The organism is Klebsiella sp. HC6, from assembly GCF_022605325.1.
Lineage (GTDB): Bacteria > Pseudomonadota > Gammaproteobacteria > Enterobacterales > Enterobacteriaceae > Klebsiella > Klebsiella terrigena.
The window spans coordinates 1,881,539-1,897,499 of sequence record NZ_CP093276.1; the positions used below are offsets into that span (position 1 = coordinate 1,881,539).

Annotated in this window: 14 protein-coding genes and 1 pseudogene; 10 read left to right on the forward strand and 5 right to left on the reverse strand. The window is 59.5% G+C overall.

Features of this window, described 5'->3' with window-relative positions; all coding sequences use genetic code 11:
* Nucleotides 1-4: 4 nt before the first annotated feature.
* Nucleotides 5-1,015 carry a galactose/methyl galactoside ABC transporter permease MglC gene (mglC, locus tag MMW58_RS09250; protein ID WP_041146477.1) on the forward strand — a complete coding sequence of 337 codons (1,011 nt, stop codon included), beginning with the start codon at nt 5-7 and terminating at the stop codon, nt 1,013-1,015.
* Between the two features lie 71 nt (nt 1,016-1,086).
* Here the strand turns inward: mglC and sanA are convergent, their stop codons facing one another.
* The 5 genes from sanA to MMW58_RS09275 all read right to left on the reverse strand — a co-directional run bounded on the left by sanA (nt 1,087) and on the right by MMW58_RS09275 (nt 5,068).
* Nucleotides 1,087-1,800, reverse strand: a complete 714-nt coding sequence (sanA, locus tag MMW58_RS09255) for an outer membrane permeability protein SanA (RefSeq protein ID WP_045855872.1) — start codon at nt 1,798-1,800, stop codon at nt 1,087-1,089.
* A 127-nt stretch (nt 1,801-1,927) separates the two neighbouring features.
* Nucleotides 1,928-2,812 (reverse strand): cytidine deaminase, encoded by an 885-nt coding sequence (cdd, locus tag MMW58_RS09260; protein WP_133599109.1) that lies wholly within the window; start codon nt 2,810-2,812, stop codon nt 1,928-1,930.
* A gap of 128 nt (nt 2,813-2,940) precedes the next feature.
* Nucleotides 2,941-3,636: a CidB/LrgB family autolysis modulator gene (locus tag MMW58_RS09265; RefSeq protein ID WP_045855868.1), complete on the reverse strand. Its 696-nt coding sequence runs from the start codon at nt 3,634-3,636 to the stop codon at nt 2,941-2,943.
* Nucleotides 3,626-4,030, reverse strand: coding sequence for a CidA/LrgA family protein (locus tag MMW58_RS09270; RefSeq protein WP_041146472.1), 405 nt, complete (start codon nt 4,028-4,030; stop codon nt 3,626-3,628). Before MMW58_RS09270 ends, MMW58_RS09265 begins: the two co-directional genes overlap by 11 nt.
* Nucleotides 4,031-4,156: 126 nt before the next feature.
* Complete coding sequence (locus tag MMW58_RS09275; RefSeq protein ID WP_041146471.1) at nt 4,157-5,068, reverse strand: LysR substrate-binding domain-containing protein; 912 nt, start codon at nt 5,066-5,068, stop codon at nt 4,157-4,159.
* A 126-nt stretch (nt 5,069-5,194) separates the two neighbouring features.
* Here MMW58_RS09275 and mhbT point away from each other — a divergent pair, with 126 nt between their 5' ends.
* From mhbT to bglF, 9 genes and pseudogenes are all read left to right on the forward strand, one after another.
* Nucleotides 5,195-6,553, forward strand: coding sequence for a 3-hydroxybenzoate transporter MhbT (gene mhbT / locus MMW58_RS09280; protein ID WP_159236718.1), 1,359 nt, complete (start codon nt 5,195-5,197; stop codon nt 6,551-6,553).
* 11 nt (nt 6,554-6,564) lie between these two features.
* Entirely contained in the window at nt 6,565-7,602 is a 1,038-nt protein-coding gene (gtdA, locus tag MMW58_RS09285) for a gentisate 1,2-dioxygenase (RefSeq protein ID WP_133599105.1), read from the forward strand.
* A 16-nt stretch (nt 7,603-7,618) separates the two neighbouring features.
* Nucleotides 7,619-8,317: a fumarylacetoacetate hydrolase family protein gene (locus tag MMW58_RS09290; protein ID WP_133599103.1), complete on the forward strand. Its 699-nt coding sequence runs from the start codon at nt 7,619-7,621 to the stop codon at nt 8,315-8,317.
* 8 nt (nt 8,318-8,325) lie between these two features.
* A complete protein-coding gene (maiA, locus tag MMW58_RS09295; RefSeq protein ID WP_159236717.1) occupies nt 8,326-8,970 on the forward strand; it encodes a maleylacetoacetate isomerase in 645 nt (214 codons plus the stop codon).
* A gap of 11 nt (nt 8,971-8,981) precedes the next feature.
* Nucleotides 8,982-10,175, forward strand: coding sequence for a 3-hydroxybenzoate 6-monooxygenase (locus tag MMW58_RS09300; RefSeq protein WP_241723166.1), 1,194 nt, complete (start codon nt 8,982-8,984; stop codon nt 10,173-10,175).
* A gap of 109 nt (nt 10,176-10,284) precedes the next feature.
* Nucleotides 10,285-11,217, forward strand: coding sequence for a tRNA dihydrouridine(16) synthase DusC (gene dusC, locus MMW58_RS09305; protein ID WP_241723167.1), 933 nt, complete (start codon nt 10,285-10,287; stop codon nt 11,215-11,217).
* Between the two features lie 357 nt (nt 11,218-11,574).
* The gene (locus MMW58_RS09310) at nt 11,575-12,939 is read left to right on the forward strand and encodes a carbohydrate porin (protein WP_241723168.1); all 1,365 of its coding nucleotides are present in this window, start codon (nt 11,575-11,577) and stop codon (nt 12,937-12,939) included.
* 177 nt (nt 12,940-13,116) lie between these two features.
* Nucleotides 13,117-13,950, forward strand: a complete 834-nt coding sequence (gene bglG, locus MMW58_RS09315; RefSeq protein ID WP_045855861.1) for a transcriptional antiterminator BglG — start codon at nt 13,117-13,119, stop codon at nt 13,948-13,950.
* A 32-nt stretch (nt 13,951-13,982) separates the two neighbouring features.
* Nucleotides 13,983-15,954, forward strand: a pseudogene (gene bglF / locus MMW58_RS09320) (PTS beta-glucoside transporter subunit IIABC).
* The last annotated feature ends 7 nt before the right edge of the window (nt 15,955-15,961 follow it).

A 15,961-nucleotide genomic window follows, 5' to 3' on the forward strand; every position in this document is an offset into this window, starting at 1 on the left:
TGCGATGAGCGCATTAAATAAAAAGAGTTTTCTCACCTACCTGAAGGATGGTGGGATTTACGTTGTTCTTTTGGTCCTGCTGGCCATTATTATTTTCCAGGATCCCACCTTCTTAAGTTTACTCAACTTAAGTAACATTCTGACCCAGTCCTCGGTGCGTATTATTATCGCGCTGGGCGTCGCGGGGCTCATCGTCACTCAGGGGACCGACCTGTCAGCCGGACGTCAGGTTGGCCTGGCGGCGGTTATCGCCGCAACGATGCTGCAGGCGGTGGATAACGCCAACAAGGTCTTCCCGGATATGGCAACCATGCCAATTCCGCTGGTGATCCTGCTGGTGTGCGCGATTGGTGCGGTGATTGGCCTGATTAACGGCATTATCATCGCCTACCTTAACGTAACGCCGTTTATTACTACCCTGGGCACCATGATCATCGTTTATGGGATCAACTCCCTGTACTACGATTTTGTTGGCGCCTCGCCGGTTTCCGGATTTGACAGCCACTTCTCGCACTTCGCTCAAGGGTTTATTGCGCTGGGGACGTTCCGCCTGTCGTATATTACCTTCTACGCGCTGATTGCCGTCTTCTTCGTCTGGATCCTGTGGAACAAAACCCGCTTCGGCAAAAACATCTTTGCTATCGGCGGCAACCCGGAAGCGGCGAAGGTTTCAGGGGTTAACGTGGCCCTTAACCTGCTGATGATTTATGCCCTGTCCGGCGTGTTTTACGCCTTCGGCGGGCTGCTGGAGGCCGGGCGAATTGGCTCCGCTACCAACAACCTCGGCTTTATGTACGAGCTGGATGCGATTGCGGCCTGCGTCGTCGGCGGCGTCTCCTTCAGCGGCGGCGTGGGTACCGTGTTCGGCGTGGTTACCGGCGTTATCATCTTTACGGTGATTAACTACGGGCTGACCTATATCGGCGTGAACCCGTACTGGCAGTATATTATCAAGGGCGCCATTATTATCTTCGCCGTTGCGCTGGATTCGCTGAAATACGCGCGCAAAAAATAACGTTCGATGCTTATCAGGCCCGCGCACTGCGCGGGCTTTTTTTTGGCTGTCTTATCGTACGGCGCGGCCCGCTACTTCTCTTTTTGCAGCTCCAGCAGCTGCTCAGGCGTTACCGCCGGATAGGACTGCGCCCCTTGAGGAACCTCTTGCTGCGACGGAATCGGGATCAGCGGGCCCAGAAAACGCGGCTCACGTTTGAACACGTAGAGGTCCGCGAGGGCGCCAAAGCGCGCGCCGAACTCACGCAGCCGCACGTTCCACATATCTTTTGGCGACGGGACCGCATAGCACTGCGCCTGAATGCCCATATGCAGGGCGATAAACAGCGCGCGCTCGCAGTGGAAGCGCTGGGTGATGATAATAAAATCGTTGGTGTCGAACACCTTGCGGGTCCGCACGATAGAGTCGAGGGTGCGGAAGCCAGCGTAGTCGAGCACGATATCTGCCGGATCGACGCCGGCTTTAATCAGGTCCCGGCGCATCGTCATCGGCTCATTATAGCTCTGCAGCGCGTTATCGCCGCTGAGCAGCAGATAGTTCACCTTGCCGCTGTTGTAGGCGTTGAGCGCGCCCTGAATACGGTAGCGGTAGTATTGATTAATGACCCCGGTGCGGTAGTACTTGGCGGTGCCGAGCACCACCCCAACCTGACGGTAGGGCAGATCCTGCAGTTCATCGTAGATATAGGGCGCGGTTTTCCAGCTCATCCAGCGGTCAAGACCCAGCACGGTCAACAGCAGCAGGCCGAACAGGACTAACAGGCTGTATAACACACGCTTTAACATTAACCTGGGCTCAACGGTAGACAATGAAGTGTTCAGGCTACTTTACCCGCCGGGCAAGAGCAAGAAACCATCGTTTGATTGCGGGGATTTTCAACAAAACGGGCCTGAGGCCCGTTTTATGGGTGATTTAACCGAGCAGCACGCGGTCAATACTGTGACAGCCGAGGGCTTTCAGCGTGGCCGCGGTGGCATCCCACTGGATCAGCGGCGCATCGGCCTTTTCGGCAAGAATGGCCCGCTGGATATCGGCATAATCATAGCCGTTCAGGCTGAGCAGGTTGAGGGCGCCCTGCAGCGGCGGCAGCGTCGGGTTAAAGGCGGCGTTTTCGGCATAGCTACCGGAGAAGAGCGTGCCGTCCTTCAGCTCCAGCGCGACGCCCGACGGCGACTGGCTGTAGGGCATATGGCAGCGGTTTGCCGCCCGGATCGCCGCCTGCGCCAGCGCGTCGCCGCTCAGCGGGAAGCCGTGATCCTGCTCGTCCATCAGCAGCGTTTTGATCTCCAGATCCTTAGGACCAAACGCGTCCGGCAGATAGTGCTGCAGCGAATGCGCCTCGCGGCCCGGCAGGTGGATGCGCAGCACCTGGCTACTGTTGAGCTCATTCATAAACTGACGACAGTGGCCGCAGGGCGTGTAGTTAACGGTGATGGCCAGCAGGGATTTTTCGCCGCGTAGCCACGCATGGCTGATGGCGCTCTGCTCCGCATGGACGGTTTGCTGCATGGTCGCGCCGAGGAATTCCATGTTGCCGCCGAAATACCAGCGCCCGCTGACGCCGCGCGCGATAGCGCCAACGTTAAAATGCGAGAGGTCGGCGCGCGCGCAGGCGGCGGCCAGCGGCAGCAGGGCAAAGGCCAGCGCGTCTTCGTCGAGGCCGGTTGCGCTTTGCAGCGCGGCGACCTGGTCTGCATCGAGCATGGCCGGGAAATGCGGGTCGGTCAGCATCGGGGCGATTGCCGTCTGCAGGTCTGCCGTCAGTTGAGGGAGAGCAGCTTGAAAACGTGGGTGCATGGCGTTGCCTCATAACAATGTAATGGAAATCTAGTGTACGGGCGGCGATGGCCTGTATATGTGATTAATATCTCATTGTTTGTGCAACTCCATTACGTTGCATTAATAAATGTGACTTAAATCACAATTTATCCCACCACGGCTAAAATGACCGGGAACAAAAACGGCGCAACCAGGGAGGTAATAATTCCGCACAGCACCAGCGCCAGCGAGCTGAAGGCCCCCTCCTGGTAATCCAGCTCCGCGCAGCGCGCGGTGCCCAGCGCGTGCGAGGCGGTACCCATCGACAGGCCGCGTGAGGCCTTGGTGCGGATGCGCATCAGGTTGAGCAGCGTATGGCCGAAAACCGCGCCGAGGATGCCGACGAAGATAACGCATACCGCGCTGATTGCCGGAATACCGCCAATGCTGCCGCTGACCGCCATCGCAATCGGCGTGGTGACCGATTTCGGCATGATCGACGCGGCGATTTGCGGCGTTGCGCCCATTAACAGCGCCACGGTGGTCCCGGTGACCATTGCCACCACGCTGCCGATAAAGCAGATGGTAATAATCGATTTCCAGCGGGCGCGAATCTGGTGGAGCTGCTCGTATAAAGGAAAGGCCAGCGCCACCACCGCAGGCTGCAGCAGATCGTTGAGGATCTTACTGCCCTGAAAATAGCGATCGTAGGAGATGCCGGTCAGCAGCAGAAAAGGGATGATGACCACCATCGCCACCAGCAGCGGGTTGAGCAGCGGAAATTTAAAGCGCGCTGCCAGCCTGCGGGCGAGGAAAAACACGATCAGCGTCAGCGGCAGTGACCACCAGATTTCATGCATCATTTTTGCTTCCTTTTTGGCCGACCACTTTGCGTTCGCCGTGCACCAGGTGAGAGCTCCAGCTGACAACCAGAAAAACGACCAGCGTGCTGATGGTACAGGAGACGGCGACCGGGCCGAGCTGAGCGCGGAGCAAATCCCAGTACTGCATTACGCCCACGCCGATGGGCACGAACAGCAGCGCCATATAGCGAATCAGCACGTTACAGCCGGGATTAACCCACTTCGGCGGCATAATCTGCAGCGCCAGCAGGACGAACAAAATCAGCATCCCGATAATGCTGCCGGGGATGGTGATGGGCAGCAGGGAGGCGATAAAAATCCCGGCGTACAGGCAGGCGTAAATCAGCACAAAAGCCCGCAGATACTGCCAGATAATAATCAGTGATTGACTCATGGTAATAACCCTTGATGAACCGCATTCATCATACAATTAAACCCAGAAATGTGCTACCGATCACATCATGAATAATACGCATAGCGGGGATAGATAAATGGAAGCCCCGCGCGGGCAGCGACACGGCTACGATGCCTGCGATAAATAATCAAGAAACCGGCTGAGGGCAAGCGATGGCGTTTCACTTTTTCGCCAGAATACCCCGACGCTACCTTTTTGTTCGATGCGCGGCAAATTAAGAATTGCCAGCTGCTGCTGTTCGGCAAAGCGCTGAGCCAGACGTAAAGAAAGAATAGAGATCATATCGCTGCTTTGCAGCAGATTGCTGGTGACGTTCATCGACGCCGACTCGATGGTATTTTCCGGCAGCATAACGCCGTTATCCACCAGGGCGTTGTCAATGCTCAGGCGGATCGGCGTGCCGGTTGGCCAGACTATCCAGCGCCAGTGGGCGAGGTCGGCCCAGCCGAGGCTCGGCATCTGCGCCAGCGGGTGATCGGGGCGGGCGACGAAGCACACCGGCTCGGTGTACAGCACCCGATAGTTAAGCGGCAGCTCCAGCGCCCGTCCGCCCACCCGTCCCACCACGACGTCCACCACTCCGGAGAGCAGATCGTGAAGCAGGGGGGTCATCACCTTTTCCTCAATGTTCAGATGCAGGCTCGGCATCTCCTTGAGCAGCGAGAGAATGGCCAGCGCAACGCAGTCGGTGGCCACCGGCGAACAGCCGATCATCAGGCTACCCACCAGCCCGCCCTGTTTAAAGCGCTCGATCTCATACTGCGAGCGGGACATATCGTTGATCAGCCTCTGGGCGTGCTGCAGCAGCAGCTTGCCGCCTTCGGAGGGGCGTAGGCCTTTGCTATGGCGTTCGAACAGCAGCATGCCGACCTCTTCTTCAAACTGAGTCAGCCATTTAGAGAGCGCGGGCTGGGTAATATTCATCATTTTCGCCACCTGCGTCAGGTTGCCCTGCTCGCCGAGCGCCACCAGCATTTGCAGATGATGCAGCTTCAGTTTTTGCGTCCAGTTTGCCATTAGCTATAACCTCCAGGTTATGTCTATGCCCGAGATACCATTGTACATTTCATCGCCTGGGTTACAAAATCGCAACATAAAAGAAATAAATACAACATCTCCTCCTCCCTACACTGAGGCATAACGATGACTCAACGACGTGAATTGCAAACGCTGCTGGACGCCGCTCCGATAGGTGCCCGGCAGTGGCGCGTGATTATCTGCTGTTTTCTGGTGGTCATGCTCGACGGTTTTGATACCGCCGCCATTGGTTTTATCGCCCCCGATATTCGCGCCCACTGGCAGCTCAGCGCCAGCGAGCTCGCGCCGCTGTTTGGCGCAGGCCTGCTGGGCTTAACCGCCGGCGCTCTGCTGTGCGGTCCGCTTTCCGACCGCTTCGGTCGCAAGCGGGTCATTGAGTTCTGCGTCGCGCTATTTGGCCTGTTTAGCCTGCTTTCGGCCTTTTCCCCCGACCTTGAGACGCTGGTTATCCTGCGCTTCCTCACCGGCCTTGGCCTCGGCGGGGCGATGCCGAACACCATTACCATGACCTCGGAGTATCTGCCCGCCCGGCGGCGCGGCGCGCTGGTGACCCTGATGTTTTGCGGCTTTACCCTCGGTTCGGCATTAGGCGGCGTGGTCAGCGCCCAGCTGGTGGCGCAGATTGGCTGGCACGGCATCCTGGCGCTAGGCGGCGTTCTGCCTCTGCTGCTGGCCGCGGCGCTGCTGGCGGTGCTGCCGGAATCCCCGCGCTGGCAGATCCGCCGCCGGCTGCCGCAGCCGGTGATTGCGAAGACCGTCGGCGCCATTACCGGCGAGCGCTATGAGCACACCCATTTCTGGCTGGATGAACCGGCCACCGGCGCCAAAGGCAGCATCGGCCAGCTGTTCGTTGGCCGCCAGCTGCCCATTACCCTGATGCTGTGGGTGGTGTTCTTTATGAGCCTGCTGATTATCTACCTGCTTTCCAGCTGGATGCCGACGCTGCTCAACCATCGCGGCATCGACCTGCAGCATGCCTCATGGGTCACCGCCGCTTTCCAGATTGGCGGCACCTTCGGCGCGCTGCTGCTCGGCATACTAATGGATCGCTTCAATCCGTATCGGGTGCTGGCGCTGAGCTACTGCCTGGGCGCGGTCTGCATCGTGATGATTGGCCTTAGCGAGAATGGCCTGTGGCTGATGGCGCTGGCGATTTTCGGCACCGGGATTGGCGTCAGCGGTTCGCAGGTGGGTCTTAACGCGCTGACGGCCACGCTCTATCCGACCCAGAGCCGCGCCACCGGCGTCAGCTGGTCAAACGCCGTCGGCCGCTGCGGAGCCATCGTCGGATCTCTCTCCGGCGGCATGATGATGGCGATGAATTTCTCATTCGATACCCTGTTTTTCGTCATCGCCGTTCCGGCCGCGATTAGCGCAGGAATGCTGATTTTGCTGACCCTGGTGGTCCGCAATCCGATTACCGTACCCGACGCGCTGCCCTCCGCGGGCATCGTGAATAAATAAGGAGAACAATCATGTCTCAGCACGCAACGGAAGTTCCCGGCGGTCGCCAGCAGTTTTACGAGCATATATCGGGCCAGAACCTGACGCCTTTGTGGGAGTCGCTGCATCATCTGGTGCCGAAAACGCCGAACGCCAACTGCGCGCCGGCCTACTGGAATTATCAGGAAATTCGCCCGCTGCTGCTGGAAAGCGGCCGGCTGATTGGCGCTAAAGAAGCGGTGCGTCGGGTGCTGGTGCTGGAGAACCCGGCCCTGCGCGGCCACTCCTCTATTACCTCCTCGCTGTATGCGGGTTTGCAGCTGATCATGCCCGGCGAGGTGGCGCCGAGCCATCGGCATAATCAGTCGGCGCTGCGCTTTGTCGTGGAGGGCGAAGGGGCCTTCACCGCCGTCGACGGCGAGCGGACGGCGATGCGTCCCGGCGACTTTATTCTCACTCCGCAGTGGCGCTGGCACGACCACGGCAACCCCGGCGATGAGCCGGTTATCTGGCTCGACGGCCTCGACCTGCCGCTGGTGAACTATCTGGGCTGCGGCTTTGCCGAAGATTACCCTGAGGATCAGCAGCCGGTCACCCGCAAGGAGGGCGACTATTTGCCGCGCTACGCCGCCAATATGCTGCCGCTGCGCCACCAGGTGGGCAACTCCTCGCCGATCTTTAACTATCGCTATGACCGCAGCCGCGATGCGCTGCATGAATTGACAAACATGGGGGCCGCCGACGAGTGGGACGGCTACAAAATGCGCTACGTCAATCCGCTCACCGGCGGCTACCCGATGCCGTCAATGGGCGCGTTCCTGCAGCTGTTGCCTAAAGGCTTTAGCTCGCGGACCGCGAAAACCACCGACAGCACTATCTACCACGTCGTCGAAGGGAGCGGGCAGGTTACCGTCGGCGAGCAAACCTTTACCTTCCAGGCGAAAGACATCTTCGTGGTGCCGACCTGGCACGGCGTCTCTTTCACCGCAGCGCAGGAGACGGTGTTATTCAGCTTCTCGGACCGCCCGGTCCAGGAAACCCTCGGCCTGTTCCGCGAAGCGCGCTACTAATCATAAGGACTCGATCATGACTCAATACGTTTTTGCTCCCCAGGCCCCGGTTACCGTTCCCGTTGTCGGCAGCGATGAACAGTTTCCCGTGCGCCGCGTCTACTGCGTGGGGCGTAACTATGCCGCTCACGCCCGTGAAATGGGCTTTGACCCGGACCGCGAGCCGCCGTTTTTCTTCTGTAAACCGGCCGATGCGGTGGTGGCGGTGGCCGCAGGCGAAACCCTCGATTTGCCCTATCCGGCGCAGACGGACAACTACCACTACGAAATCGAGCTGGTGGTGGCGATCGGCAAGCGCGGCAGCGATATTCCGCTGGAGCAGGCTCACGACTATATCTGGGGCTACGCGACCGGCCTCGATATGACCCGCCGCGACCGCCAGATGGAGATGCGCCAGATGGGGCGTCCGTGGGAAATCGGCAAGGCGTTCGATCTCTCCGCGCCGGTTGCGCCGCTGCACAGAGCGGATAGCGTGACGGTCAATGAGGCGGCGATCTGGCTGCAGGTGAACGGCGAAGACCATCAGCGCAGCGATATTCGCCATCTGATCTGGTCGGTTAACGAAACCATCAGCTATCTCTCCGGCTTCTTCGAGCTGCAGCCCGGCGACCTGATTTTCACCGGCACCCCGGAAGGCGTTGGCGCGGTAGTGAAAGGGGATGTGATTAGCGGCGGCGTGGATGGCCTGACGCCCATCGCCGTGCGCGTGGTATGAGGTGAGCGATGAAGCTATACAGTTTTTTCAATAGCTCCGCTTCATACCGGGTGCGTATCGCCCTGGCGCTGAAGGGGATCGCCTACCAGAGCGTGGGCGTCAATATTCGTATCGGCCAGCAAAACGCCCTCGAGTACCGACGGTTGAATCCGGTCGGGCTGGTGCCTACGCTGATGACCGACGAGGGCGAATCCCTGGGCCAGTCGCTGGCGATCGCCGACTGGCTCGACCGGCACTATCCGCAGACGCCGCTGTTGCCCCAGCAGGATCCGGCGCGGATGCGGGTGCTGGAGATCGTCTACGCCATCGCCTGCGATATTCATCCGATTAATAACATGCGCGTTTTGCGCTACCTTAGCGATGAGCTGAAGGTGAGCGAAGAGGACAAACAGCGCTGGTATGCGCACTGGGTCCAGCAGGGGCTCGGCGCGGTGGAGCAGCTGCTGCGCCACGCCCGGTCCGGCGCGTTCTGCGTCGGCGAGACGCCGACGCTGGCCGACTGCTGCCTGGTGCCGCAGTGGGCCAACGCCCAGCGCATGGGCTGCGACCTGAGCCACTATCCGCGCTGCCAGGCGGTCTATGACGCCTGTACCCGGCTTCCGGCGTTTATCGCCGCCGCGCCGGAAAATCAACAAGACAAAATTCCGGCTTAGGGGGACAGAGCATGGCGAAAGTGACGCGAGCAACGATTGTCGGCGGGGGAATTGGCGGCGCGGCGACGGCGCTCTCCCTGGCGCGCCAGGGCATCAAGGTGATGCTGCTGGAGAAGGCCCGTGAGATCGGCGAAATTGGCGCCGGCATCCAGCTTGGCCCCAACGCCTTTTCGGCGCTGGATAGCCTGGGCGTGGGCGAAATTGCCCGCCAGCGTGCCGTCTTCACCGATCACATCACCATGATGGATGCGGTGAACGGCGAAGAGGTGGTGCAGATTAAAACCGGGCAGGCCTTCCGCGACCATTTTGGCGGCCCCTACGCGGTTATCCACCGGGCGGATATTCACGCCACCGTCTGGGAAGCGGCGTTAACCCATCCCGACGTCGAGTACCGCACCTCAACCCAGGTGGTTGATATTCGCCAGAGCGCCGACGAGGTGACGGTCTATGACGATCGCGGCAACGGCTGGGCCGCGGATATCCTGATCGGCTGTGACGGCGTGAAGTCGGCGGTTCGCCGGAGCCTGCTGGACGACACGCCGCGGGTCACCGGCCACGTGGTGTACCGGGCGGTGGTGGAAGCGGCGGATATGCCGGAGGATTTGCGCATCAACGCGCCGGTGCTGTGGGCCGGGCCGCACTGCCATCTGGTGCACTACCCGCTGCGCGGCGGTAAGCAGTATAACCTGGTGGTGACGTTCCACAGCCGCCAGCAGGAGGAGTGGGGCGTACGCGACGGCAGCAAAGAGGAGGTGCTCTCCTACTTCCAGGGGATCCATCCGCGCCCGAGGCAGATGCTGGATAAACCCACCTCGTGGCGCCGCTGGTCCACCGCCGATCGCGAACCGGTCGAGAAGTGGGGCAACGAGCGTATCACTCTGGTCGGCGACGCGGCCCATCCGGTGGCGCAGTATATGGCCCAGGGCGCCTGCATGGCGCTGGAGGATGCGGTCACCCTTGGCAAAGCGCTGGCGCACTGCGACGGCGATGCCGCCCGCGCGTTTGCGCTGTATGAATCGGTGCGAATTCCGCGCACCGCGCGCATCGTCTGGTCAACTCGGGAAATGGGGCGGATCTACCATGCCGCAGGCGTCGAACGCCAGGTACGCAACCTGCTGTGGAAGGGCAAAACCCAGGCTGAGTTCTATCGCGGCATCGAGTGGCTGTACGGCTGGAAGGAGGATAACTGCCTGCAGCCGTGCTAGCGCAGGCCACCGCGGCGCCGGCGGCGGGAAAACCCGCACGGAGCCCTTTTAACCGGCACGGAGAGGCGCTAACATAGCGCCTCTTTTTTTCCGGGCAATGAATAACAATATGCGGGTATTACTGGCGCCGATGGAAGGCGTGCTCGATTCGCTGGTGCGCGAGCTGCTGACCGAAGTCAACGATTACGATCTGTGCATCACCGAATTTTTGCGCGTGGTGGACCAGCTGCTGCCGGCAAAATCGTTTTACCGACTCTGCCCGGAGCTGCATCACCACAGCCGGACGCCCTCCGGAACCCGCGTGCGCGTGCAGCTGCTCGGGCAGTATCCGCAGTGGCTGGCGGAGAACGCCGCCCGGGCGGTGGAGCTCGGCTCGTGGGGCGTTGACCTGAACTGCGGCTGCCCGTCAAAGCTGGTTAACGGCAGCGGCGGCGGCGCGACGCTGCTGAAGGATCCGGAGCTGATTTATCGCGGCGCGAAGGCCATGCGTGAAGCGGTGCCTGACCACCTGCCGGTGACCGTAAAAGTGCGCCTCGGCTGGGACAGCGGCGAGCGGCGGTTTGAAATTGCCGACGCCGTACAGCAGGCGGGCGCCAGCGAGCTGGTGGTTCACGGACGCACCAAAGAAGAGGGCTACAGGGCGGAGAGCATCAACTGGCAGGCGATCGGCGAGATCCGCCGCCGCCTGACGATCCCGGTGGTGGCCAACGGCGAAATCTGGGACTGGAAAAGCGCGCAGGCGTGCCTGGCGGCCACCGGCTGCGACTCGGTGATGATCGGCCGGGGAGCGCTGAACGTGCCGAACTTAAGCCGGGTGATAAAATACAACGAACCGCGGATGCCGTGGCCGCAGGTCGTGCTGCTGCTGCAAAAATATACCCGTCTGGAAAAGCAGGGCGATACCGGCCTCTATCACGTAGCCCGCATCAAGCAGTGGCTCAGCTATTTACGTAAAGAATATACCGAAGCGCTGGGGGTATTTAATGAGATCCGTACCCTAAAAACCTCTGCCGAAATTGCCGCCGCTATCGCCCGCTATTAATCTCAGGAGTGTTAATTCGCTCACAGATTATTACTTAGGAAGTTTCTGCTGATGGGAATTTCACTAAGGGAGTGATATTGTGCCGTTCTAATATTCAGGGTTGCTACTGATTACAGGCAAAACCTAAGCACTTCCGCCAGTCGTGGTGGGGAGTGCTTAGGTTTTTTTTTGCCTTCAATTTATGGGGAATTTAATTATTAAATAAAACAATTAGTTGTAAATAAAGGTGCGGTGCGGCTAAGCGGTTTAATGACCGACAACGCCCCTTTTTCCAAAAATAAAAAAATAAATTAAAAACGGGCAATTTTATTGCCTGCGGACAGCTATTACCTTTACTCAGTCAGGTTGGATATATCTATGAACGACAAAAAAATAAATCGCCTGTTCTCTCTGCTGGCATTTTCACTATTGACGCCGGCGGCCTTGGCTGCGCAACCGCCGGCGTGGAACGGTAGCGTGTTAGGTTTTGAAAACCCGCAAAAAGGTCTGCTGGGTGATATGGCAGGCATTCGCCCGATACTTACCGATCTGGGATTTAATTATAACCTCGGCTATCTCAATGAAATGGGCTATAACGCCGGCGGCGGCTACAACCATGATAAGCATCTGGCCTATATCGACCAGCTGGCGCTGACCTTTAACCAGGATCTTGAGCGCTGGACCGGGATCCCCGACGCGCGCATCGAAGGGAATATCGTCAACCGTAACCACGACGACAATCTGACCACCAGGCGGCTGCAGGATCCGCGGGTTAACTTTAACGATCTCTCCCAGGAGAGCTGGGGCGGGCAGTCCATTACCCGCCTCGGCTGGCTCACCTTCGCCCGCAGCTTTGACGACCGGCGCCTGACCTGGCGAATCGGCATGATGAACAAAGTGCAGACGTTCGATCAGATCATTCCCTGCGACTTCCAGCTGCTCTCGCAGTGCGGCGGCAAATCCGCCAACTCGCTGACGTGGAATAACTGGAACGTGCATACCTGGGGGACCACCTTCGAATATAAGCTGATGCCGACGCTCACCCTGAAAGGGGGAGTGATGGAGCAGAACCCGCAGGCCGCTTCCCGCAGCCATGCGTGGAGCTGGTCGACGAAGGGCAGTAAAGGCGTGCTGCTGCCGCTGGAAATTGAGGCTCGCCCGACGATTAACGACCTGCCTGGCGCCTATAACCTTGGCGTGCTGTTCACCAACGCGCCGCAGAGCGATCTCTATTACGGCAAATCCGGCGGCCCCGGCGCGACGGACCCCGACGGCTATGCTCAGCATAACCGGACCTGGTTCCTGTACGGCGGGCTCAACCAGCAGGTCACCCGGCACGCCGACGATCCTGAGCGCGGCATGAGCCTGTCGCTGAGCGGCAGCTACAGCGACCAGCGCAGCAACTATATTCATACCGCCGTGGCCGCCTCGATGCGCTATCGCGGCCTGTTTGACGCCCGACCGGCGGACTGGATCGGCTTTGGCCTGACCTGGATGGATATGAGCGACAGCTACGCCCGCAATCAGCGCTATATGAACCAAATCAGCGGTGCCACGGACTACTATGATGCCAGCTATCAGCCGGTGGCCGGACATTCGCTGAACGCCGAACTCTATTACCGCTTCCGCCCAATTTCCTGGCTCGAGCTGCAGCCAGGCCTGCAGTACTGGCACCGTCCCGGCGGCGTCGCAGAGACCCAGGATGCGTGGGTGGTGGAGTGGAAAACGGTGGTCACTTTCTAAAAAACGCCGCGGCGATACGCTGTTAGCCGCGATCTGTATCACGTTTCTCTGCCTGGGTAGTTGAGACAAAGAAAGAAGTTGCTACAGTGCTGGAGTTGGATTGCTACTGCTTAGGCAGGCAAAACCTGATTTCCTGGCATTTGTCGGGGGTCAGGTTTTTTTGTTTCCGGGGTTCATATGCAAATCGCCAAAGTTCTTAATAACAATGTGGTGGTTATTCTCGACGAGCAGCAGCGCGAGCAGGTCGTAATGGGGCGAGGGCTCGCCTTTCAGAAACGCGTCGGCGACTCGCTGGATGAAAGTAAAATTGAAAAGGTCTTCGCGCTGCACAGCGATGAGCTGGTGGGCCGCCTGGGGGAGTTACTCAGCCAGATACCGCTGGAAGTGATGACCACCTGCGACCGAATTATTGAGCTGGCGCGCGGGCGGCTGGGCAAACTGCAGGAGAGCCTGTACATCACCCTGACCGATCACTGCCACTTCGCCATTGAGCGGCAGAAAAACGGCGTGACCATCCGCAACGTCCTTCTGTGGGAAATTAAGCGGCTGTATCCGAAAGAGTTTGAGCTGGGGCAGGAGGCGCGGGCGATTATTGCCCGGCGGCTCGGCGTTGAGCTTGCCGAAGACGAGGCCGGGTTTATTGCCCTGCATCTGGTTACCGCCCAGCTCAACAGCGAAATGCCGGAAGTGATGCACGTCACCCGGGTGATGCAGGAAATTCTGCAGCTGGTGAAGTATCAGCTGCAGCTGAACTATGACGAAGAGTCGTTAAGCTACCAGCGCTTTGTTACCCACCTGAAGTTCTTCGCCCAGCGGATGCTGACCCGCACGGTGGTGGAAGATGATGACGTGACGCTGCACAGCGCGGTGAAGGACAACTACCCCAGGGCGTGGAAGTGTGCGGAAACCGTGGCTCGACATCTGCAGAAAAGCTATCAGCGGCAGCTGACGACGGAAGAGATTATGTTTCTTGCCATTCATATTGAACGGGTAAGAAAAGAGGGGCGTTAGCCTCCAGCGACCAAAAATTGGATTGTTACTGCATAACGCAGGCAAAACCTGAGCGCGACGCCATCCGGCGTTGTTCTCGGGTTTTTTTTATTTTAACACTCAGTCACGGACCGCCCGCGGGCGGCTGAAGTCAAGGAAAACAGCATGGAATATAAAGCACTCGCGCAGGATATTCTTAGCCGGGTTGGTGGCAAAGAGAATATTGTGAGTCTGGTTCACTGCGCTACACGGCTGCGCTTTAAGCTTAAAGAGAATAAAAAAGCGGACGCGGAAGGGCTGAAGATGAATCCGGGCATCATTATGGTGGTCGAAAGCGGCGGCCAGTTTCAGGTGGTGATCGGCAACCACGTTCACGACGTCTGGCAGGCGGTGCGCAGCGAAGCCGGGCTGACCGACGACAGCGAGCCGGCGGCGGAAACGGGCGAGAAAACCTCGGTTCTCGGTCAGGTTATTGACGTGGTGTCCGGCATCTTTACCCCGTTTATCGGCGTCCTGGCGGCGTCGGGGATCCTTAAGGGCATGCTGGCGCTGGCGGTGGTGTGCGGCTGGCTGGCTCCGCAGCAGGCGACGTATCAGATCTGGTTTGCCGCCAGCGACTCGCTGTTCTTCTTCTTCCCGCTCTTTTTAGGCTATACCGCCGGCAAAAAGTTTGGCGGCAATCCGTTTATCACCATGGTTATCGGCGGGGCGTTAACCCACCCGCTGATGATTCAGGCCTTTGAGACCAGCCAGGTATCGGGAGCCGGGGCGGCGCATTTCCTCGGCATTCCGGTGACCTTTATCAACTACAGCTCGTCGGTTATCCCGATCATTCTCGCCTCGTGGGCCAGCTGCTGGCTGGAGCGGCGCAGCAACGCGGTGCTGCCGGCAGCGATGAAAAACTTCTTCACCCCGGCTATTTGCCTGGCGGTGGTGGTGCCGCTGACCTTCCTGGCTATCGGCCCGGTTGCCACCTGGCTGAGCCAGCTGCTGGCCCACGGTTACCAGATTATCTACGCGGTTGCGCCGTGGCTGGCAGGGGCCGCAATGGGCGCCCTGTGGCAGGTGTGCGTGATCTTTGGTCTGCACTGGGGGCTGGTGCCGCTGATGATCAATAACCTGGCGGTGCTCGGTCAGGATTCTATGCTGCCGATGCTGCTGCCGGCGGTGATGGGGCAGGTGGGGGCCGCGCTGGGGATTTTCCTGCGCAGCCGCGACGCGCGGCAGAAGGTGCTGGCCGGGTCGGCTATCTCTGCCGGGATTTTTGGCGTCACCGAACCGGCTATCTACGGCCTGAACCTGCCGCTGCGTCGGCCGTTTATCTTCGGCTGCGTGGCCGGGGCGATCGGCGGGGCGATTGTCGGTTTTAGCAACACCCACGTTTACTCCTTCGGTTTTGCCAACATTTTCACCCTTGCGCAGATGATCCCGCCGCAGGGCATTGACGCCACCCTGTGGGGCGGCGCGATCGGTATCGTTGCCGCGCTGGTTATCTCCTGCGTGCTGACCTTTGTCGCCGGGATGCCGAAGAGCGGCGCCGGGGAGGCCGCCGTCGTCACCGCTCCGGCAGGCGAAAACGATATTCTGGCCCCGATGTCCGGCAGCGTTCTGGCGCTGGAGAAGGTTCCCGACGGCACCTTCGCCAGCGGTCTGCTGGGGCAGGGCGTGGCGATTATTCCCGCCACCGGCAAGGTCATCGCCCCGTTCTCTGGCGAAGTGGCCTCCCTATTCCAGACTAAACACGCGATTGGCCTGCTCAGCGACAGCGGCATTGAGCTGCTGATCCACGTCGGTATCGACACCGTTAAGCTCAACGGCGAGCCCTTTACCGCCCACGTGAAGGAAGGGGACAGGGTGCAGGCCGGTGACCTGCTGCTGGAGTTCGATCGCCAGGCGATTCTGGATGCCGGCTATGACCTGGCAACCCCGATTATTATCAGTAACAGCGACGGCTATCGCAGCGTTGATATTGTATCTGGCAGCGTGGTTGACGCCGGCCAGCCGCTGCTGTCCGTCAGCCATTAATCACAGG